The 20,557-nt window shown below is 68.2% G+C and carries 21 protein-coding genes; 6 read left to right on the top strand and 15 right to left on the bottom strand.

Features of this window, described 5'->3' with window-relative positions:
• The 3 genes from DZC73_RS13145 to recG form a co-directional block, all read right to left on the bottom strand.
• Entirely contained in the window at nt 1-1,068 is a 1,068-nt protein-coding gene (locus tag DZC73_RS13145) for a sensor histidine kinase (RefSeq protein WP_124540750.1), read from the bottom strand.
• A gap of 4 nt (nt 1,069-1,072) precedes the next feature.
• Nucleotides 1,073-1,732, bottom strand: a complete 660-nt coding sequence (locus DZC73_RS13140) for a hypothetical protein (protein ID WP_124540748.1) — start codon at nt 1,730-1,732, stop codon at nt 1,073-1,075.
• Nucleotides 1,733-1,853: 121 nt separating this feature from the next.
• Nucleotides 1,854-3,917, bottom strand: a complete 2,064-nt coding sequence (gene recG / locus DZC73_RS13135; RefSeq protein ID WP_124540747.1) for an ATP-dependent DNA helicase RecG — start codon at nt 3,915-3,917, stop codon at nt 1,854-1,856.
• A gap of 49 nt (nt 3,918-3,966) precedes the next feature.
• Here recG and queA point away from each other — a divergent pair, with 49 nt between their 5' ends.
• Together queA and tgt are read left to right on the top strand one after the other, a co-directional pair.
• Nucleotides 3,967-5,043, top strand: a complete 1,077-nt coding sequence (gene queA, locus DZC73_RS13130; RefSeq protein ID WP_124540746.1) for a tRNA preQ1(34) S-adenosylmethionine ribosyltransferase-isomerase QueA — start codon at nt 3,967-3,969, stop codon at nt 5,041-5,043.
• A 5-nt stretch (nt 5,044-5,048) separates the two neighbouring features.
• Nucleotides 5,049-6,179: a tRNA guanosine(34) transglycosylase Tgt gene (tgt, locus tag DZC73_RS13125; RefSeq protein ID WP_124540744.1), complete on the top strand. Its 1,131-nt coding sequence runs from the start codon at nt 5,049-5,051 to the stop codon at nt 6,177-6,179.
• A 9-nt stretch (nt 6,180-6,188) separates the two neighbouring features.
• Here tgt and DZC73_RS13120 read toward each other — a convergent pair whose 3' ends face one another.
• The 6 genes from DZC73_RS13120 to DZC73_RS13095 form a co-directional block, all read right to left on the bottom strand.
• Nucleotides 6,189-6,866 carry a CAAX prenyl protease-related protein gene (locus DZC73_RS13120; RefSeq protein ID WP_124540743.1) on the bottom strand — a complete coding sequence of 226 codons (678 nt, stop codon included), beginning with the start codon at nt 6,864-6,866 and terminating at the stop codon, nt 6,189-6,191.
• A 26-nt stretch (nt 6,867-6,892) separates the two neighbouring features.
• Nucleotides 6,893-8,812, bottom strand: coding sequence for an MFS transporter (locus DZC73_RS13115; protein ID WP_235835113.1), 1,920 nt, complete (start codon nt 8,810-8,812; stop codon nt 6,893-6,895).
• A 76-nt stretch (nt 8,813-8,888) separates the two neighbouring features.
• Entirely contained in the window at nt 8,889-10,142 is a 1,254-nt protein-coding gene (locus tag DZC73_RS13110; protein ID WP_124540740.1) for an amidohydrolase family protein, read from the bottom strand.
• Between the two features lie 10 nt (nt 10,143-10,152).
• Nucleotides 10,153-10,932: a DUF2145 domain-containing protein gene (locus DZC73_RS13105; protein ID WP_235835112.1), complete on the bottom strand. Its 780-nt coding sequence runs from the start codon at nt 10,930-10,932 to the stop codon at nt 10,153-10,155.
• The gene (locus DZC73_RS13100; protein ID WP_124540739.1) at nt 10,929-11,345 is read right to left on the bottom strand and encodes a hypothetical protein; all 417 of its coding nucleotides are present in this window, start codon (nt 11,343-11,345) and stop codon (nt 10,929-10,931) included. The genes DZC73_RS13105 and DZC73_RS13100 overlap by 4 nt, the downstream gene beginning before the upstream one ends.
• A 22-nt stretch (nt 11,346-11,367) precedes the next feature.
• Nucleotides 11,368-11,844 carry a YiaA/YiaB family inner membrane protein gene (locus tag DZC73_RS13095; RefSeq protein WP_198414848.1) on the bottom strand — a complete coding sequence of 159 codons (477 nt, stop codon included), beginning with the start codon at nt 11,842-11,844 and terminating at the stop codon, nt 11,368-11,370.
• A 108-nt stretch (nt 11,845-11,952) separates the two neighbouring features.
• On the opposite strand from DZC73_RS13095, the gene DZC73_RS13090 reads away from it, so the two are divergent.
• Nucleotides 11,953-12,699 (top strand): helix-turn-helix domain-containing protein, encoded by a 747-nt coding sequence (locus DZC73_RS13090; RefSeq protein WP_124540737.1) that lies wholly within the window; start codon nt 11,953-11,955, stop codon nt 12,697-12,699.
• A 24-nt stretch (nt 12,700-12,723) separates the two neighbouring features.
• Here the strand turns inward: DZC73_RS13090 and DZC73_RS13085 are convergent, their stop codons facing one another.
• The 4 genes from DZC73_RS13085 to DZC73_RS13070 form a co-directional block, all read right to left on the bottom strand.
• Complete coding sequence (locus DZC73_RS13085; RefSeq protein ID WP_124540736.1) at nt 12,724-13,137, bottom strand: Hsp20/alpha crystallin family protein; 414 nt, start codon at nt 13,135-13,137, stop codon at nt 12,724-12,726.
• A gap of 20 nt (nt 13,138-13,157) precedes the next feature.
• Entirely contained in the window at nt 13,158-13,610 is a 453-nt protein-coding gene (locus tag DZC73_RS13080; protein WP_124540734.1) for an Hsp20/alpha crystallin family protein, read from the bottom strand.
• Between the two features lie 168 nt (nt 13,611-13,778).
• Nucleotides 13,779-14,477, bottom strand: a complete 699-nt coding sequence (locus DZC73_RS13075; RefSeq protein ID WP_235835111.1) for a PEP-CTERM sorting domain-containing protein — start codon at nt 14,475-14,477, stop codon at nt 13,779-13,781.
• Between the two features lie 80 nt (nt 14,478-14,557).
• Nucleotides 14,558-15,775, bottom strand: a complete 1,218-nt coding sequence (locus DZC73_RS13070; RefSeq protein WP_124540733.1) for a CaiB/BaiF CoA transferase family protein — start codon at nt 15,773-15,775, stop codon at nt 14,558-14,560.
• Nucleotides 15,776-15,821: 46 nt separating this feature from the next.
• Between DZC73_RS13070 and DZC73_RS13065 the strand changes: the two genes are divergently transcribed.
• The gene (locus DZC73_RS13065) at nt 15,822-16,385 is read left to right on the top strand and encodes an SRPBCC family protein (RefSeq protein WP_161974565.1); all 564 of its coding nucleotides are present in this window, start codon (nt 15,822-15,824) and stop codon (nt 16,383-16,385) included.
• Nucleotides 16,386-16,389: 4 nt separating this feature from the next.
• Here the strand turns inward: DZC73_RS13065 and DZC73_RS29685 are convergent, their stop codons facing one another.
• Both DZC73_RS29685 and DZC73_RS13055 read right to left on the bottom strand, forming a co-directional pair.
• Nucleotides 16,390-17,469: a hypothetical protein gene (locus tag DZC73_RS29685; protein ID WP_161974564.1), complete on the bottom strand. Its 1,080-nt coding sequence runs from the start codon at nt 17,467-17,469 to the stop codon at nt 16,390-16,392.
• A gap of 144 nt (nt 17,470-17,613) precedes the next feature.
• Complete coding sequence (locus tag DZC73_RS13055) at nt 17,614-18,456, bottom strand: 23S rRNA (adenine(2030)-N(6))-methyltransferase RlmJ (RefSeq protein ID WP_124540731.1); 843 nt, start codon at nt 18,454-18,456, stop codon at nt 17,614-17,616.
• 124 nt (nt 18,457-18,580) lie between these two features.
• On the opposite strand from DZC73_RS13055, the gene DZC73_RS13050 reads away from it, so the two are divergent.
• Nucleotides 18,581-19,672, top strand: a complete 1,092-nt coding sequence (locus DZC73_RS13050) for an alkene reductase (RefSeq protein ID WP_124540730.1) — start codon at nt 18,581-18,583, stop codon at nt 19,670-19,672.
• A 171-nt stretch (nt 19,673-19,843) separates the two neighbouring features.
• Nucleotides 19,844-20,557: a PEP-CTERM sorting domain-containing protein gene (locus tag DZC73_RS30260; protein ID WP_124540729.1), complete on the top strand. Its 714-nt coding sequence runs from the start codon at nt 19,844-19,846 to the stop codon at nt 20,555-20,557.

Below are 20,557 nucleotides of genomic sequence, written 5' to 3'. Positions count from 1 at the left end.
TCAGTGTGCCGCGGGAACGGTGATGCAGGCCTGCACGCCACCCGTGTCGCGGGACTCGACGCGCAATGAAGCCTGCTCGCCGAACAGCGCCCGCAGGCGCTCGCGCACGTTCGACAGCCCGAGTCCGCTGCCGCTGGTGGCCGTGCTGGCGCCCAGGCCCACGCCGTCGTCGACCACGCTCACGGCCAGGCCCTGAGGCACGCGCTCGGCCGAGACCACCACCGTGCCGCCGCGTGTGCTGGGCTCGATGCCGTGCTTGATTGCGTTCTCGACCAGCGTGGACAGCATCATCGGCGGGAAGGATTCGTGGGCCAGGTCGTCGGGCACGTCGATGCGGAACGCCAGGCGGTCATCCATGCGGATGCGCATGATCGAGAGGTACGAGCGGGCCAACTGCGCCTCGCGCCCGAGCGTCGACTGCTCCGAGCGCATGGCCGGCAGCGACTGGCGCAGGTGTTCATGCAGGTGGTCCAGCATCTCGTCGGCCCGGGCCGGGTCACGGCGCACCAGGCTCTGCACGGATGCCAGCGTGTTGTAGAGGAAGTGTGGTTCCACCTGCGCCTGCAGGGTGCGCAGCTCGGCCAGCGTCACTTGGCGCTGCAGGGCCGAGCGTGCGGCCTCGGACTCGGCTGCCGCGATGCGCTGCCGGTGCTGCTGCCATTCGCGGGCGCGCAGCACCAGGGCGGGCAGATGCATGGCCAGGCCGAAGCCCAGGGGCAGTGCGATCCGTTGCAGCAGCCACGATGGCGAACGCAGCCGATCGGCGACGAAGTCCGGCGCCAGTGGCAAGCCTGCCAGACTGGCGGCAAGCGTGGTGCCCAGCACGCCGCCGATGACCCAGGGCCACGATAGTGCGCGTCCTCGCCGATGGTGCAGCCACAGCGCCACGTGGCCGGCTGAATAGGCCAGCCACAGGCGAACGGTCAGCGACAGCCAACCGGTCCAGCCCGTCCACACGAAGGTGGCTGCCGCCGCGACGAAGGCCACCAGCGCCCACCCCAGCATGCGGCGGCCATCGGCATAGTCGCGCAAAGGCTCAAAGTCCGGCCGGGGAGTCATCGAAGTCATGCACTCACTCGGTCTTCAGCTCCAGGTTGTGAGGCAAGGCGCGGTCCGGCCCCTCGAAGGCCCGGGCCTGGCGTTGCGACACCCACTTCTTGTACTTGGCCAGGTCGATGGCGGGCCGGGTCGTGGTCACGGGGACGGTGTCGTCCACCATCTCGAACTTGAGATCGCTCAGCCAGGCCTGTCCGTTGCCGACGAGTCCCAGCCCCATCGCGATCTGGCTGTCCTGCGGACCCACCAGCACCACCACACTGACCGGCGTCCACTGCGACAGCGCCTGTGTGCTGCCCATTCCTGGCGGAGGGATGTCGCCGCTGAAGACGTCGTGGCCCACGCTGTCCGAACGCACCCAGATGCCCGCCCAGTTGTCGATGCCGCTGGTGCGCAGCATGCCGCTGAAGCGCACCTTCTTGCCTTGGTAGCCCTTGGACGACACGTACTGCATGGCGGCGCTGTATGAGATGTCCGTCTGGTTCGTTCCGCGCAGGGTGAGGCTGCGCTGGCCCTGGTACAGCACTTGTTCGTCCAGGCCCATGTCGTACACGTTGTGCGCCTCCGACGATGACTGGGCCGTCCAGGACCAGCCTTCGGGGCGCTTCATCTCGGCCGCGTTGGCCATGACCAGGAAGGCCACGACGGGGGCGGCCACGAGGACTTTGAGGTTCATCGCAAGCTCCATGTGCAAAGGTGAGGCGCATGGTCTGGCGCCACGTTGTCATGCACAAGCGCCTTGCGACGAAGGCCGCCGCAGGCGGACGAAGGCATGTGATCGGGGAACGAGTCTGGTCTCACGCTTTCAGATACTCCGACCGCCCACCCAGCCATCGCTGGATGTGCTTCTCCGCCGCCTGCGGAAACCGGTCCAGCAGGCGCTCGGCGGCGATCCGCGCGGTCTTGACGAGGTGCTCATCCGTCGCCAGGTCGGCAAACCGCAGCAGCGGTGCGCCCGATTGCCGCGCCCCAAGAAACTCCCCCGGTCCGCGGATGTCCAGGTCGCGCCGCGCGATCTCGAAGCCGTCGGTGGTCTCGGCCATCGCCTTGAGCCGCGACTTGCCCGTGTCCGACAGCGGCCCGGTGTACAGCAGCACGCACACGCTCGCCACTGAGCCGCGGCCCACGCGGCCGCGCAACTGGTGCAGCTGGCTCAGCCCGAAGCGCTCGGCATGCTCGATGACCATCAGGCTCGCATTGGGCACGTCCACGCCCACCTCGATCACCGTGGTGCTCACCAGCACCGCCATCTCGCCGCTGCTGAACAGCGACATCACCGCCGCCTTCTCCGCCGCCGGCATGCGTCCGTGCAGCAGGCCCACCACGCGGCCGGGCAGCGCCTCGCACAGCTGCTGGTGCGTGGCCGTGGCGTTCTGCAGGTCCAGCTTCTCGGACTCCTCGATCAGCGGGCACACCCAGTACACCTGCCGGCCCTGCTCCACCTCGTCGCGGATGCGCTCGATTACCGCATCGCGCTTGCTGTCGCCGAACACCTTGGTGACGATGGGCGTGCGCCCGGGCGGCAGCTCGTCGATGGTGCTGATGTCCAGGTCGGCGAAGAGCGTCATCGCCAGCGTGCGCGGGATGGGCGTGGCGCTCATCATCAGCATGTGCGGCTCCAGCGACTGCGCCGCCAGCTTGTGGCGCAGCGTGAGCCGCTGCTGCACGCCGAATCGGTGCTGCTCGTCGATGACGGCCAGGCCGAGCCTGGCGAACGCCACCTCGTCCTGGATGACCGCATGCGTGCCGACGATCAGCTTCGCCTCGCCCGAGGCCACCTTGGCCAGCATCTCCTTGCGCGCCTTGCCCTTGCGGCTGCCGGTGAGCCAGGCCAGGCCCACGCCCAGCGGCGTGAGCCAGCCGATGAGCTTGCGGAAGTGCTGCTCGGCGAGGATTTCGGTGGGTGCCATCAGCGCGCACTGCCAGCCCGCCTCGATGGCGATGGCCGCGCTCAGCGCCGCGACCACGGTCTTGCCCGAGCCCACGTCGCCTTGCAGCAGGCGGTGCATGGGCACGTCCTTCTGCAGGTCCCCGGCGATCTCCTCGACCACGCGGCGCTGGGCCGGCGTGAGCGCGAAGGGCAGGGCGGCCAGCAGCTTCTCCTGCAGGCCGCCGGCCTTGATCTCGAACGCAGGGGCACGCTGCAGGTCGCGCTCGCGGCGCGACTGCAGCTGCGACAGCTGCTGCGCCAGCAGCTCCTCGAACTTCAGGCGCTGCCAAGCGGGGTGGCTCTTGTCCTCCAGCTCCGCCAGGCTCACGTCGGGCGTGGGGTGGTGCAGGAAGCGCAGCGACTCGCGCAGGCTGGTCATGCCCTTGGGCACCAGCTCGGCGGGGATGAAATCCGCCAGGTCGGCGCGCTGCACGCCCGAGGCCACCGCCTTGCGCAGGTAGGCCTGCGGCAGCGCGGCGGAGGTCGGGTAGACCGGCGTGAGCGCAGTGGCCAGCGGCGTGTCCTCCTCGACCGCCTTGAAGGTCGGGTGCACCATCTCCAGCCCGAAGAAGCCGCCTCTCACCTCGCCGCGCACACGCACCCGATGGCCCGCGGCCAGCGTCTTCTGGTGCGACGGGTAGAAGTTGATGAAGCGCAGCACCAGCAGGCCGCCGCTCACGTCGTCCATGCGCACCACCAGTTGCCGGCGCGGCCGGAACTGCACCTGCGCGTCGCGCACCGTGCCTTCGACCTGCGCGTTGTCGCCGTCGCGCAGCGAGGCGATGGAGACGATGCGCGTCTCGTCCTCGTAGCGGTAGGGCAGGTGCAGCGCGAGGTCGATGTCGCGCACCAGGCCGAGCTTCTCCATCGCCCGTTGCGGTGCGGACTTCTCGCGCTTGGGGTTCTCGGGCTCGGCGGCGGGCAGGGACATGGGACAATTCTGCCCTCCTTGGCACGGGCCCCGTCAGGCCCTCAACGGCATGTCCCGCATCCACACCCTGAGCGACTTCGATTTCGCTCTGCCTCCCGAACTCATTGCACAGCATCCCGCGGCCGAACGCAGCGCATCGCGCCTGCTCGACGGCCGCATCGATCCGCCTGTGGACCGCATCTTCCGCGAGCTGCCCGGCCTGCTGCGGCCGGGCGACCTGCTGGTGTTCAACGACACCAAGGTCATCAAGGCGCGGCTCCTGGGCGCCAAGTCCACCGGCGGCGCGGTGGAGGCGCTGGTCGAGCGTGTGCTGCCCAACCACGAGGTGTGGGCGCACCTGCGGTCGAGCAAATCGCCCAAGCCCGGCGCGAGCGTCTTCTTCGATGCACCAGACGGCGAGCGCTTCGAGGCCCAGGTGCTGGGTCGCGCCGGACCGGAGGACTCCCTCTTCCACCTGCGATTCCCCGGCGAGCCGCTGGCGCTGCTGGACCGCTTCGGCCACGTGCCGCTGCCGCCCTACATCACGCATTCCGACGATGCGGAAGATGAGCGTCGCTACCAGACCGTGTTCGCGCGCCAGCCCGGCGCCGTGGCCGCGCCGACGGCCGCGCTGCACTTCGACGAAGGCGTGCTGGCGGCGCTGGAGGCCCGCGGCATCAGTCGTGCGCACGTGACCCTGCACGTGGGCGCCGGCACCTTCCAGCCGGTGCGCAGCGAATCGCTGGCCGAGCACAAGATGCACAGCGAATGGTTCGAGGTGAGCGAGGCGACGGTGCAGTCCATCGAGCGCACGCGGCGCGATGGCGGCCGCGTGGTCGCCGTGGGCACCACCACCTTGCGCGCCCTCGAATCCGCCGCACGGGGTGGCTCGCTCGAGGCCGGCTCGCGAGACACCGACATCTTCATCACGCCCGGCTTCGCCTTCCGCGTGGTCGACGTGCTCATCACCAATTTCCACCTGCCCAAGAGCACGCTGATGATGCTGGTCAGCGCCTTCGCCGGCTACGAGCACATCCGCGCGCTGTACCAGCACGCCATCGCGCACCAGTACCGCTTCTTCAGCTATGGCGACGCCATGCTGCTGGAGCGCGCCGCCCCCGCCGACATCACCGAGGCCACCGCCTGACCACCATGCTGAAGTTCGAACTCATCAAGACCGAGGGCCTGGCGCGGCGCGGCCGCATGACCCTCAACCACGGCGTCGTGGAGACGCCCATCTTCATGCCGGTGGGCACCTACGGCACCGTCAAGGGCGTGATGCCGCAGTCGCTGCACGACATGGGCGCGCAGATCATCCTGGGCAACACCTTCCACCTGTGGCTGCGCCCGGGCATGGACATCCTGCGCCAGTTCGGCGGGCTGCACCGCTTCGAGGGCTGGGACAAGCCCATCCTCACCGACAGCGGCGGCTTCCAGGTGTGGAGCCTGGGCGAGATGCGCAAGATCAGCGAAGAGGGCGTGAAGTTCGCGTCGCCCGTGAACGGCGACAAGCTCTTCCTCACGCCAGAGACGAGCATGCAGATCCAGCATGTGCTGAACAGCGACATCGTCATGCAGTTCGACGAATGCACGCCCTACGAGACCAAGGGCCACAAGACCACCGAGCGCGAGGCGCGGGTGTCGATGGAGCTGAGCCTGCGCTGGGCGCGGCGCTGCCTGGACGAATTCAACAAGCTTCAGAACCCGAATGCACTGTTCGGCATCGTGCAGGGCGGCATGTTCGAGCACCTGCGCGAGGAGTCGCTGAATTCACTCGTCGAGCTGGACCTGCCCGGCTATGCGGTGGGCGGCGTGAGCGTGGGCGAGCCCAAGGAAGAGATGCAGCGCATCATGGCCCACACGCCGCACCGGCTGCCGGCGAACAAGCCGCGCTACCTCATGGGCGTGGGCACGCCCGAAGACCTGGTGGAGGGCGTCTCCTGCGGCGTGGACATGTTCGATTGCGTCATGCCCACCCGCAACGCCCGCAACGGCCACCTCTTCACCCGCTTCGGCGACCTGCGCCTGCGCAATGCCCGCTACAAGACGGACGAGCGCCCGGTGGACGAGACCTGCACCTGCGTGACCTGCCGCGGGTTCTCTCGCGCCTACCTGCACCACCTCGACCGCTGCGGCGAGATGCTCGGCCCCATGCTCACCAGCGTGCACAACCTGCACTACTACCTCAACCTGATGAAAGAGGTGAGGGAGTCGCTGGATGCGGGGGACTTCGCGGGGTTCGTGAAGCGGTTCAGGGAAGATCGGTCGCGCGGCGTTGGCTGACCCTGCGGATCACCAGAACGCCCAGTTCCCCGTCAACAGCACCCAGACCCCGAGCACCCCGTTGGTCACTGCATGCGCGATCACCGGCACCCACAGCTTGCCGGTGCGCACGAACAGCCACGCGTAGGCCAGGCCGGCGATGATCGCCGCCAGCCACAGCGTGTGGGCCAGCATGAACACGAAGGTCGACAGCACGATGGCCTTCATCGTCACCTGCTGCGGCACCACCGTCTCGAACTGCGGCTTGTCGATCCAGCGCATGAGGAAGCTGCGCCAGAAGAGCTCTTCCATCACCGGTACCAGCAGCGACGCGCCGATCCAGCGCACCACAGCCAGCGGCCAGATGATCTGCCCGTTGGCATCCAGCGGCGTGAAGGTGGCGGTGGCTTCGCCGATGCGCAGCGGCTTGGCGTCCAGGTTGATCCACAGCACGAACACCGCCACGCCCACCAGCACGGCAATGCTGGTCTCCTGCAGCGAGGGCAGGTTCTGCCGGTCGAGCTCGCCGTATTCGCGCCAGAACCAGAGCACCAGGCCGCCCACCGCCAGCACGGCGATGCCGTAGATCCAGCGCACGTCGAAGGGCAGCATGGCCTGCGGCACATTGCCCCGCGCGAACAGCAGCACCATGAACAGCACGAACGGCGCGATGCGTGCGATCGCCCCCCGGCTCAGCGTGAAGCCCATCTTGCTTTCTCCTTGGGCCGGCATTGTCACGCGGGAACTTGCTGCACCGTCCCGTCCTCGCTGCCCAGCAGGTCCTGCACCCGCTCACGCAGGCGCTGCGGGCTCACGTCCGCCGCGGCCAGGGGTTCGCCCACCGCCAGGCCGACGCTGCTGAAGATGCCGCGACGGAAGGGCTTGGTCATCGCCGCGCCGTCGATGCGCGAGAAGAACGAGCCCCACAGGTTGCGCAGGGCCATGGGCACCACCGGCACCGGGTGCGTCTGCAGGATCTTCATCACGCCGCCCTTGAACTCCTGCAGGCGTCCGTCGCGGGTGATGCCGCCTTCGGGGAAGATGCACAGCAGGTCGCCTTCTTCCAGCACCTTGCGCGCCTCGGCGAAGGCCCGGTCGTAGGCCGCCGGGTCTTCCTTTTGCGGCGCGATGGGAATCGCCTTGGCCAGCTTGAACAGCGTGCCCAGCACCGGGATCTTGAAGATGCGGTGGTCCATGATGAAGCGGATCGGCCGCGGGCTGGCCGCCATCAGCAGCACCGCATCGACGAAGCTCACGTGGTTGCACACGAGGATGGCCGCGCCCTGCGTCGGGATGTGCTCGTCGTTGATCACCTTGAACCGGTAGATCAGCCGCGTCGCGATGAACGCGATGAAGCGCAGCAGGTACTCCGGCATCAAGAGGAAGATGTAGGTCGCCACCACCGCATTGGCCAGGCCCGTGGCGAGGAACACCTGCGGAATCGTGAAGTGCAGGCTCAGCAGCAGGCCCACCAGCAGCGAACTCACGATCATGAACAGCGCGTTGAGGATGTTGTTCGCCGCGATGATGCGCGCCCGGTGGCTGGGCACTGAGCGCAGCTGGATCAGCGCGTACATCGGCACGCTGTAGATGCCCGCGAAGAGCGACAGCAGCCCGAGGTCGGCCATCACCCGCCAGTGCGCCGGTTGCCGCACGAACTCGGCCACGCCCAGGCTGGCCGCCGGCGGCAGGCTGCGCGAGGCGAAGTACAGGTCCACCGCGAAGATGGTCATGCCGATGGCGCCCAGCGGCACCAGGCCGATTTCCACATGCCGCTTGGACAGCATCTCGCACATCAGCGAGCCGATGCCGATGCCCACCGAGAACACCACCAGCAGCAGCGATGCGACGTGCTCGTCGCCGTGCAGCACCTGCTTGGCGAAGGCCGGGAACTCCGACAGGAACACCGCGCCGAAGAACCACATCCACGAGATGCCCAGCAGCGAGCGGTACACCACGATGTTGCCGTGCGCGAGCTTGAGGTTGCTCAGCGTCTCGGTCACCGGGTTCCAGTTGATCTTCAGGCCCGGATCGGTCGAGGGCGAGGGCGGCACGAACTGCGCGGTGAGCCGTCCCAGCACGGCGACGGTCACGCAGCCGATGGCGACGTAGTGGCGCCCGGCCTCGGGAATCGCGATCAACAGCCCGCCGGCCACCTGGCCCAGCAAGATGGCGACGAAGGTGCCCATCTCCACCATGCCGTTGCCGCCGGTGAGTTCGCGCTCGTTCAGGTGCTGCGGCAGGTAGGCGAACTTCACCGGGCCGAACAGCGTGGAGTGCAGCCCCATGAAGAACACGCAGGCCAGCAGCACGGGCACGTTGGTGGTCCAGAAGCCCCAGGCCGCCAGCAGCATGATGGCCACCTCCAGGGACTTCACCCACTGGATCACGCGGGTCTTGTCGTACTTGTCGGTGAGCTGTCCGCTGGTGGCCGAGAACAGCAGGAACGGCAGGATGAAGACGCCCGCGATGATGGCGCCCGCCGTTTCCGGCGGCAGCCACGACACCGACAGCTTGAACGTCACCATCACGGTGAAGGCGAACTTGAAGAGGTTGTCGTTGCCGGCCCCGAGGAACTGCGTCCAGAAGAAGGGTGCGAAACGGCGCTGGCCGAGCAAGGCGAACTGGTTCGGATGATCGTGGGCGGACGACAAGGCGTGGCTCCTGCAAACGGTCCTGTTGGTCGGCGACTGTAGCGGCAAGCCGCGACAACCGGGGTGACGCTTTCCCTCAAGCCTCGCGAGTGTCGCGCTGGAAGAACCGGCGGGTCGCGAAGACGGAGGGTGGCAGGCGCACATCGCCCAGGTGCAGGCGGCGCTTGAGGACGAAGTCGAACAGCAGCGGGTTGTGCGTGCGGATGCGCCGCAGCGGCTCGACGTCGCCCTCGTCCAGCAGTCCCTCGGACACGAGCTGGCCGGGCGCGAACAAGGGCATCACGCCGGGCAGCGGGTAGTCGGAGCCGTGCAGCAGGCGCGGGTGCCATTCCTCGCGCTGGACGACGGCGCGGTGCACTTCGGCGCGGCGGTTGGCCTGGAACACGGCGGAGATGTCGGCGACGAGGCGGCCTCGCCACTCGGGCTCGTCCATCAGCCGGGACCAGAGTTCGAAAGCGGCGACGCGCGGCTGCGAGGGACGGTCGATGTCCAGCGCATGCCCGAGCGACGCGGCATGCGCCATCACCACCCGCACGCCGGCTTCCAGCGGGCGGCGGGCCAGCAGCGGGTTGCCGAGCTCGTCGCGGCCCGCTCCGGGCACGGCCTTCTCCTCGCCGCAATGCACGATCAGCGGCAGGCGGCTTTGCGCGAGGCGGTCGTAGAAGGGCCGGCAGCGCGGGTGCCGCAGGTCGATGTTCATCGCGCTGGGCAGCCACTTGATGGCGACCGCGCCTTGTTCGATGGCCTCGTCCAGCCGCTGCAGCGCGTCGTCGCGGTACGGATGCACCGAGGCCACCCACTCGAAGCGCTCGCGGTGGTCGGCAGCGACCTTCATCGCATAGGCGTTGGGCACGTGGAAGGTGGTCCAGTCGGGGCGCCGCTGGCCGGTGTCGTCGTGGGCGTGGTCGAAGGCGAACAGCAGCCACTTTGCGCCCTGGGGGAAGGCCTCGGCCAGGGTCTTCAGGCGCTGAAGGTAGGCGCCATCCACGGTGGCCGCGTCGCTGCCCACGCAGGCCGCGTTGAGGATGGCCTTGCGCCGGATCACGTCGCCCGGGTGCCACCACTCGTGCATGCGGGCGTTGACGGTGCAGCCCGAGCCGGAGTCGCCCGTGCCCAGCAGGTGGGCATGCGCGTCCCACAGCTGGTCGATGGCGATGCCCTCGAAGGCCTGCAGCACGATGTCGTGCCGGGCCAGGTCCGGCGGCAATGTGCCCAGGCACGGGTTGCTCAGGCCGTCGCGCAGGGTGAAGGCCTGGGCCTGCGGGGCCAGGCTGGTGAACAGGCCCGCGCCGAGGGCGGCGCAGCATCCGAGGACGTGTCGGCGATGCATGTCGTGCTCCTCAGCGCACGGCGACCGGCGCCTGCGCGAGAGCGCTGCGCTGCAGCCAGGTGAAGACCGAATCCACCGTCACGGTCTCGATGCGGTCGGTGAAGCGCTTGCCGTTGGGGTGGTCGTCGAAGGACACGTTGGCGGCGGTCATGCGCGCACCCAGGCGCTGGAAGGCCGACAGGTGCAAGGTGGTCGGCTGGTAGCCCTGCGCCCGCAGCCACGACTGCGCGCCTTCGCGCGTGGTGGCGTACGGGTCCTGCGACATCGCGAGCGTCTCCAGCGCCCACTGGTTGGACTGCTGGTAGACCTGCGCCCAGGGGTAGGCGACCATGCTGTAGTTCGGCGTGTTGAGCTGCGCCAGGCGGGCGTTGTCCCTGAGCACGGGCAGCAGCTTCTGTTGCACCGGCGGCGAGAGCACGGCCACGCCGGCCTGGAACTCGAAGAGGTCATCGAGGAAGAACTCGCCCAGGCCCTGGCGGAACACCGCGGCATGCGCCGTGCCGCATTCGTTGAGCTTGTGCGCGATGCGCCAGGTGTTGCCGTCGCGGTAGGCCAGGCCCAGGTGCGAGTAGCGCTGGCCGTACTTGCTCAGGTCCTGCCCGATGCGCGCCAGCACCACCACCTGGGCGCCGCTGGCATCCAGCATCGTCTTCACGTGATCGGCCAGGGTCATGGCCTGCACGATCTTTCCGGCATCGGGACGCTGCGGCTCGCACGACCGGCCCGCCTGGGCGGTGAAGGCGGTGGCTGCGAGCACCATCGAGACCGCGGTGCGCCGCAGTGCGTTCATGGTGTGATGCGCTCGTTGTAGAGCAGCGCCTTGCCCACGGCATTGGGGATGTAGGCGATCGCCTGGCCCGCCTGCGACAGCACCCAGCCCGCGCTGAAGGCCGTCACCGTGACGGACGCGCCGGCCGCCACCGACAGGCCGCCCGCCGCAGCGCCCGACAGCGTGAGGCTCATGCGCGTGCCGTCGGAGGCGCGCTCCAGCACCCACACGGTGTCGGTGCTCGTGGCCTCCACCGCCACCACCGTGAGCACGGCACCGGCAGACAGCAGCGTGACCGGTGCCGTGACCGAGACGGCGATGGGCAGCATCGACAGGGCGCTCGCGTCGGAGGCGTTGGGCGGATGGGCGCTGGCCCGGGCACTGCCGAGGGCCAGCGCCGCGGCCAGCAGGGTCATCGGAATCAGGCGTGTCATGTCGGGTCTCCTGCAGTGGCGCTTACTCGTCGCGGCCGTTGCGCATCGCCATGCCTTCGCGGCGGGCGTCGGCGATCAGCGCTTCATGCGCATCGCGCAGCGTCTTGGCCAGGGTGAACACGCTGGAGATGAGGAACAGCCAGCTCACGCCCATGAAGGCCTTGTAGGTCGGGTTGATGGCCATCTCGCCCAGGCCCCAGGCGGTGAGCAGCATGGCCAGGCCAAAGCCGCCCCACACCACCAGGCCCCACATCGGCGTGTCGATGCGGCGGCCTTCGTTGTCGCGCACGTACTTCGACAGGGCGAAGGCCGTGCACATGCAGAACACGTAGCCCATCACCATGAACGCGCGGTCCACGTCGCGGCCCGGCAGGTAGGCCAGGCCGATGCCGCACAGGCCGGCGGCGGCGACGAAGGAGATCCAGACCTGGGCCTTCCAGGCCTTCGTGTCTTTGCGGATCGCGGGGGAGTTCATGGTCGATGAGCGGTTGTTGGACATGGCCGCGATCATCGTGAGGGGCGGCGTGGGTATCAATCACGCCGGGGAGGGTTGTGCTTCTCGCCATCGCAAGTATCATCACGCGATACTTTTTGGGGGATCGAGGGGATGAGCACCACCCAGGACCTGGTCAACGCGCTGAAGGCCGAGCTGAAGGCGTCGAACGTGACCTACGCCGACCTGGCCCGGCATCTGCAGATGTCGGAGTCCAGCATCAAGCGCGTGTTTTCCAAGGCGGACATGCCGCTGTCACGCATCGACGACGTGCTGCGCGTGCTGAAGATGGACTTCGCCGAACTGGCACGCAAGGTGGCCGATGCGCAGCCGCTGCGCGCCGAGCTGACCCTGGAGCAGGAGCGGGCCGTGGTGGCCGACAAGCGGCTGCTGCTGCTGGCCATCTGCTGCCTGAGCCAGTGGACCTTCGAGCAGATGATTGCCACCTACACCTTCAGCGAACCGGAGTGCGTGGCCTACCTCGTGGCGCTGGATCGGCTGGGCATCATCGAGCTGCGGCCCTTGAACCGCTACCGGCTGAAGGTGGCCAAGGGCTTTCGCTGGCGGCCCAACGGCCCGGTGATGCAGTTCTTCCGCAAGCACGTGGTGGACGACTACTACAACGGTGGCTTCGACGGTGAGGGCGAGCTGCTGATGCTGGTGCACGGGCAGGTGAGCCCGAGCCAGGCGGCGACCTTCGTGGAGCGCCTGCAGCGCGTGGGGCAGGACTTCGCGCAGCAGCACCTGGCGGACCAGAAGCTGCAGGTTGCGCAGAAGCGGCCCTACACGCTGGTGGTGGGGATGCGAAGCTGGTTCTTCGCGGCGTTCAAGGATTTGAAAAGGGACCCCGAAGCGCCTTGATGTGCGTGTCGGGGCCTTCCCGGCTCAAGCCGTCTTCACTTCAATCCGCCGAGGCCTTGCCTTCTCCAGCTTCGGCACGCGCAGCGTCAGCACGCCGTCCTTCAGCGTCGCCTCGATGCGCTGGCTGTCCAGCTCGCGGCTGAGCGTGAAGCTGCGGCGGTAGCGGCCCGAGCGCACTTCGGCGTACACCGCCTGCAGCTCGGTCGGCGGGTTCAGCGCGATGGGCGCCTCGATGGTCAGTGTGTCGCTGTCCACGTCGAGCGACAGTGTCTCGCGCGAAGCACCGGGCACGTCGGCCACCACGGTGATGCCGGTGTCGTCTTCGCTCACGTCCACCAGCGGGACGAGCACGGAGGTGTTCTGCTCGGCGGCAGGCTCGCGGCGCACTGCGGTGGAGGCGGCCTCGGCCTCGCGTTGGGCAAGTTCTTGTTGGCTCATGTCGGAACTCCTTGCAGTCTTCAGGTCACTTCGATGCGGCGCGGACGCGAGGCCTCGCGCTTTTGCACGGTGATGCGCAGGATGCCGTCGCGATACGTCGCGTTCACCCGCTCCGGATCAGCGTCCTCGGGCAGCGTCACCACGCGGGTGAACCTGCCTTCGCCGCGCTCGCGGGCATGGACGGTGACCTTGCCGCTGGCTTCCGTGGAAGCGTTCCGGCGCTCGCCCTTGATGGTGAGCAGGCCCTTGTCGATGGTGACGTCCAGCGTCGCCTGGTCGATGCCCGGTGCGAAGGCGAAGACCTCCACCGCTTCGGGCGTGCTGCCGATGTTCACGGCAGGGAAGCTGCCGCGCTGCACGGCGCGGATGCTGGCGCTGGTGTTTCGAACACCCAGCAGTCGATCGAGCTGGCGATGCAGCTCGTCGAAATCGGCGAACACGTCGCCGGGGAATCTCAGGAGAGACGAGACCATGTGTGCGCTCCTTTCTTGGGATGCATGGCGGGGTTGTCGGGTGCCGGCGCTCGGCGCCGGCCCATCGAAAGTAGGGGCCGCGAAACACCTTTCAAGACCCGCCGTGCGCGCACGAAAAAGCCGGCACGAAGCCGGCTTTTTCAAGAGGGGCGGACAGTGATTTTTTTGTCAGCCCCGGCGGCGGCGTGCAAACAAGGCCATCGCGCCCAGGCCCGCCAGCATGAAGGCGTAGGTCTCGGGTTCGGGCACGGCGCTGGGACTGAAGTAGCTCACGTCCAGCGTGAACGAGCCCGAGTTGTTGTTCCACTCGTAGCCGTCCATCGTGCCGAGGAACAGGCGCGTCGCGCCGGTGGGCACGAAGAACTGCTGCGCGAGCGAGGCGGCCTGCCCGTCGCCGATGAAGAACACCTGGCGCAAGGCCGGGTTCAGCGTCGAGAAGTTGAGGTTGCCGGTGAAGTCCAGCGCACCGGGCGCGGCCGACAGGCTGGGTTGCGTGTCGTCGAGGAACACGCCCACCAGCGAGTTGATGGGCGCCGTGACGTTCGACAAGCCGTTCTCCGCGCCGGGGGTGTGGCTGATGAACCCGTCGCCTTCGACGCTGCCGCAGCAGCTGGGCGTGTACGACACGCCGCCCGTCACGTGGGTGAAGGTCACGTAGCCGCCCGAAAAGCTGCCTAGACCAGTGACCAGCAGGGGCGATTGCCCGGGCGCATGGTCGTTCACGGATGCAGGGCTGCCTGAGGGCATGCCGGCAAGCCACGGGTCGGACTTGCCCTGCACCGTGACGCTCACGGCACTGGCACTCGCGGCGGCTGCAAGCATGGCCATGCCTGCAGCAAGACGGGTCAACGACGCGGTCAGATTCATCTGCTCTCCTCGGAGTGATTGGCGAGGCGCAAATTAGACGGCCACGTTCACGTCATGGTGAGCGTCGCGGGCGAGGCGTTTCAACAGATACCGCGCTGTCTCAGTGCAAGCAGTTGTTCAGCCGTGACGCCGATCTCGCGCAGCACCGATTCGGTGTCCTCACCCAGCGTGGGGGCACGCCGCGCGATGCGGCCGGGCGTGTCGCTGAGCTTGGGCACGATGCCCGGCACGTCCACGGCCAGGCCTTCGGGCGTCGTCACCGACTCGATCATGCCGCGTGCCCGGAAATGCTCATCCTCGGCGATGTCGCGCGCCGTGTAGATGCGCCCGGCCGGCACCTGCGCCGCGTTGAGCACCGAGAGCACCTCCACCACCTTTCGCGTCGACGTGAAGGCGCCGATGGCCGCATCGATCTCCTCCACGCGCTTCACGCGCCCCGCGTTGCCCGCAAGCGCCGCATCGTTCGCCAGGTCTTCGCGGCCGATCGCATTCATCAGCCGCTTGAAGATCGAGTCCCCGTTGCCCGCGACCAATACCCAACCATCGTCGCAGGCATATGCATTGCTTGGCGCGATGCCCGGCAGCGCCGAGCCCGCGGGCTCGCGCACCGCACCGAAGGCGCTGTATTCAGGCAGCAGGCTTTCCATGCAGTTGAAGACGGCCTCGTACAAGGCGACGTCGATGACCTGCCCGCGGCCCGTCGTCGCGCGGTGCTGCAAGGCCATCAGCACGCCGATCACGCCATGCAGCGAGGCCAGCGTGTCGCCGATGCTCACGCCCACGCGCACCGGCACGCGACCCGGCTCCGCGGTGAGATGCCGCAGGCCGCCCATCGCCTCTGCGACGACGCCGAATCCGGGCCGGTCCTTGTACGGCCCCGTCTGGCCATAGCCGCTGATGCGCAGCATGACGAGCTTCGGGTTGGTCACGCTCAGCGCGTCGTACGACATGCCCCAGCCTTCCATCACGCCGGGCTTGAAGTTCTCGATGAGCACGTCGGCTTCATCGATCAGGCGCCGCACGATGTCGCGCGCCTCGGCCTGCCGCAGGTCCAGCGCCACGCTCTTCTTGTTGCGCGACTGCACCTGCCACCACACGCTGGTGCCCTCGTGCAGCAAGCGCCACTGGCGCAGCGGGTCACCACCTTGGGGCGGCTCGATCTTGACCACGTCGGCCCCGAAGTCGGCCAATGTCTTCGCAGCAAAGGGGCCGGCGATGAGCTGACCCAGTTCCACCACCCTGAGCCCGGCGAGCGGGCCGAAAGTCGCCGATGTTTCGGCTTGAGCTTGAGCGTCCATGCCCGCGATGGTAGTGTCCCGCCCAACACAAGAACCGGAGCTTTCGATGCGACACCTCGCCCTCGCGTTGTGCCTTGTCCTGTCATTCGCGGCTCAAGCCGCCGAGCGCGCCATCGAGAAAGAGGTGGTCGTCCCGGCGCCGGTGGAGAAGGTCTGGCAGAGCTGGACCACCAAGGCCGGCATCGAGTCCTTCTTTGCACCGCAGGCCGAAGTCGACGCACGCGTGGGCGGCGCCTTCCACATCCACATCGACCCCTTGGCAGAGCCGGGCATGAAGGGCGCCGACGACATGCGCTACATGGCCTTGCAGCCGATGAAGATGATCAGCTTCGACTGGAATGCGCCGCCGTCACTGCCCGAGGCGCGGCAGCAGCGCACCTTCGTCATCGTCCGGCTCGCGGACGTGGACGGCAAGAGCACCAAGGTCACGCTCACCCACGTGGGCTGGGGCGATGGCGGCGAATGGGACAAGACCTACGCCTACTTCGACCGCGCCTGGGGCTATGTGCTGGCGAACCTGAAGAAGCGCTACGAGACCGGCCCGATGGACTGGACCGACTGGATGGACAACCTGAAGAAGGCGCACGCGGCGCCGTCGGCGGGGAAGTGAGGAATCAGGGCGTCGCGACGACGGCGGCGGCACCCATCGCGGTGGCCGCCTTGCCGGCAACCGGCGTCTGCGGCTTCACCGCCATCTGCACCTGAGGCTGCACCGGCGCCTGCAGCAGCGCCAGCGACGGGCTCTTCACCTGCTCGGCGAAGCTGATGACCGTCTTGCCCGGGTCATGCGGCAGTGACTTCCACGGATCGGCGCCGCGCGACAGCAGGTAGGCCACCATCGCCTCCTGCTGCTCGGGGTGGGCCAGGTAGGTCGGCGTCAGCACCCGCACCAGCGGGATCCACGGCAGCTGGTTGGCCTGCTGCGAGGGCACCTGGTTGATCAGCTTGGGAACGCGGGCGAACCACCAGTCCAGCGCGGGGCGGTTGCCTTCGCGCAGGGCGACGTCGAAGCCCGTGGGCAGCTGGCCGCTGTACACGCCCAGGCCGGTGCGGGCGGTGTGGCCCTGGGCCTCCAGCGAACGCGAGAAGGCCGAGGTGACGTAGTCGGGATGCAGGGCCGACAGCGGCCCGAAGGTCAGGCCCTTCGAGGGCAGCTGGCCCTGCGCGAGCCAGGTGTCGAGCACCGTGTTCAGGCCCACGTTGCGGGCCGAGGGGCAGCTCAGCATGCGCACCACGTCGTGGTGCACCGCGCGGGTGTCGTTCTCGGCCATCCAGCGCAGCGACTTCAGCGATTCAGCCGGCGCCGCCGCGAAATCGGGGCAGGGGTTGGCCTGCGCCAGCGCCACCAGCGGCGGCTGGTCGCAGACTTCGGGCGCCGCGCCCTTGGACAGCAGCTCCGGCAGCATCGCCCAGTACTTGGGGTCGCGCGTGGCCATGCTCAGCGGGCACCGGGGTAAACCCGAGGTCGTGACATCTTTCGCCAACAAAGTACCGGGTTGATACACACCGCAACGAGCCGTCAGCGCGCGCTCGACCGAATTCAGCTTGTGGCAGGGCGTGGGGTCGCCTTCCGTCACCTTGTCCATCGCGTAGCTGAGCACCGCCGCGGCGGCGCAGCCGGCGCTGATGCATTCCCCCTTGTTCGCCTGCTCGTAGGCGAAGGTGGCCACCGAGGTGGCGGCGCAGCCGCTCATGAGCGCGCCGAAGGCGGCTACTCCGAGGGCCAGTGCTGAGCGGGCGATGATGCGATGCCGGGTCCACATATGCGAAGACAAGATCAAGAAACGTGCCGCGCGGCGACTGACGCGCCGTGTCGCAGTTTCTGTAAGAACTTGTGATCAGGAGGCCCGCTGTTCGAGCAGGTATTCGGCCTCGTCGTACTGGCCGAGCACATCGACCAGGTAAGGCAGCACGGTCAGAAGTTCGTCGTGCAGAGTGTACGGAGGGTTCAGTATGAACACGCCACTGCCCGCGAGGCCAAAACCTTGGCTATCGGGCTCCTGCACCGTCAGCCGCGCATGCAGCCAGCCCTTGGGAGCGAGCGCTTCCAAACGCCGCGGCAGTTGCGCTGCCTCGACCTTCTGCACCTGCGGGTACCAGACCATGTAGACACCCTCGGCAAAGCGCGTGAGCGCGTCGCGCAGCGAGGCGATGACCTTCCCGTAGTCGGCCGTGCCCTCGTAGCTCGGGTCCATCAGCACCAGCGCGCGGCGGGTGGACGGCGGCACCTGGCTCTTCAGGCCCTCGAAGCCGTCGGCGTTCATCACCTGCATGTGCTTGGTCTTGCCCAGGTAGGCCTCGAGGATGCGGTAGTCGGTGGGATGCAGCTCGTAGAAGCGGGCCTGGTCCTGCTCGCGCAGCAGCATCTGCGCGAAGGCGGGCGAGCCGGGGTACTGCTCCAGGGCGCCGCCGGGGTTGAAGCTGCGCACCGCGTCCACGTAGTTGGCCACGGCTTCGGGGAGGTCGTCGCGCTCCCAGAGGCGGCCGATGCCCTGCTCGAACTCGCCCTTCTTCTGCGCGTAGCGGCCTTCCAGCGAATAGCCGCCGGCGCCGGCATGGGTGTCCACCAGCCGGTAGGGCTTGTCCTTCTGGTTCATGTAGCGCAGCACCATGCCGAGCATGGTGTGCTTGAGGACGTCGGCGTGGTTGCCCGCGTGGAAGGCATGTCGATAGGCGAGCATGGGGGCGACTGTAATCGGGTTCCGTGGCCTCGCGCCCATACACGAAACACGAAGAGCTTGTGCCTGCAGACTTTTTGGCGCCTGCCTAGCATCGCGCCCATTGCGACCCACTTGGCAACACCCCATGAGCAACCTCTTCGAACCCACCCGCGTCGGCGCCATCGAGCTGTCCAACCACATCGCCATGGCGCCGCTCACGCGAAACCGAGCGGCTGCCGGGCGCGTGCCCAGCGAGCTGGCCGTCACCTACTACGCCCAGCGCGCCTCGGCCGGCCTGGTCATCACCGAGGCCAGCCAGATCAGCCCGCAGGGCCAGGGCTACCTCGACACCCCGGGCATCTACTCGGCCGAGCAGGTGGCGGCGTGGAAGAAGGTGACCGATGCGGTGCATGCCGCGGGCGGCAAGATCGTCATCCAGCTCTGGCACGTGGGCCGCATCTCGCACGTGTCCCTGCTGCCCGAGGGCAGCGCGCCGGTGTCGTCCACTGCGAAGCCGGCCAACGGCAAGACCTTCATCCAGGGTGGCTTCGCCCAGGTGTCCGAGCCCCGTGCGCTGCGCACCGACGAGTTGCCCGCCCTGGTGGACGACTACCGCCGCGCCGCGCGCAACGCCATCAACGCCGGCTTCGACGGCGTGGAAGTGCACGGCGCCAACGGCTACCTGCTCGACCAGTTCCTGCGCGACAGCATCAACGACCGCAGCGATGCGTATGGCGGCTCCATCGAGAACCGCGCCCGCCTGCTGCTGGAGGTGATGGAAGCCGTGGCCGGCGAGATCGGCGCCGACCGGACCGGCGTGCGCCTGAGCCCGGTGACCCCCAGCAACGACGCCGCGCAGGACAGCAACCCCAAGGCCTTGTTCGACCACGTGGTGGACCGCCTCGCGGCCTTGAAGATTGCCTTCATCCACGTCGTGGAAGGCCAGACCGGCGGCCCGCGCGACTTCGCCCCCTTCGACTTCGAGCACATGCGCCAGCGCTTCAAGGCAGGCCATGCGCAGGGCGCCTGGGTGGTGAACAACGGCTACAACCGGCAGATGGCGCTGGAAGTGGTGGCGCAGGGCAAGGCCGACGTGGTCGCCTTCGGCCGCCCCTTCATCGCCAACCCGGACCTGGTGCGCCGCCTGAAGGAAGACGCTCCGCTGAATGCGCTGCAGCCGGCCACGCTGTACGGCGGCGGCGCCGAGGGCTACATCGACTATCCGGCGCTGGCCTGAACGTGTCGGAAGGGGCAGGGTAAAGCCGCCCCTCATTCAGGTGGGTGGACAGGCCCCGCTCCCAAACCCTTGGGAGGTGCGCGCCTTGTGACCACCGGACCCCCTCGTTAGTGTTCGTGTCTGCGCCGCAGGCAGTCGCCCACGGCGGAGATCCACTTTGGAGGAGTCCACATGAAACTGTCCACTTCCCTGCGCCTGGCAGCCCTCGCGGCGGCCATGGCGGCCGGCTCCGCGGCCCACGCCGTGCCGGTGTCCTTCACCAAGCTCACCGGCCTGGTGGGTGCGCCCGGCGGCGAAGGCACGGCTGTCTACAAGGCCGACCTCGCGAGCGCGGGCCTCGGCGACTTTGCCGCCATCCTCATCAACGACACCAGCGGCGGCTTTGGCGGTGCGACCGGGCAGTTCACCGGCTTCGACCTCGACGCCATCAAGCTGTCGACCACCAACTGCGCCACCGCGGCCTGCGCCTCGTCTGCCGCGGGCCTGAGCCTGTTCGACTTCGTGTCGGGCGTGGTCTTCACCCCCGGCACGCAGCGCGCCCCGGCCGACCCGAAGCTCTTCGGCACCGGCCCCACCGGCAGCACGCTGGACAACGGCGTCGCGCGCCTCGGGTCCTTCGACGGCTTCTCCAGCACCGTCACACCCGACGGCTTCATCAGCCTGGGCGACAACGGCTCCATCGGCTTCAACCTGACGGCGCTCACCTCCACCGCGGGCCTGTACATGTACATCGGTGAAGTGGGCGACAACGGCGAAGTGGCCGGCTCGAGCTTCGACTTGCGCACCGACCCGATCCCGACGATTCCGGAGCCCGAGACCTATGCGCTGATGCTGGGCGGGCTGGGCATCGTGGCCTTCCTGGCGCGGCGTCGCAGAGCGAGCTGA

It is taken from the genome of Rhizobacter terrae (genome assembly GCF_003852895.1).
GTDB classification, from domain to species: Bacteria; Pseudomonadota; Gammaproteobacteria; order Burkholderiales; family Burkholderiaceae_C; genus Albitalea; species Albitalea terrae.
This window is presented reverse-complemented; position numbering and strand designations above follow the sequence as displayed.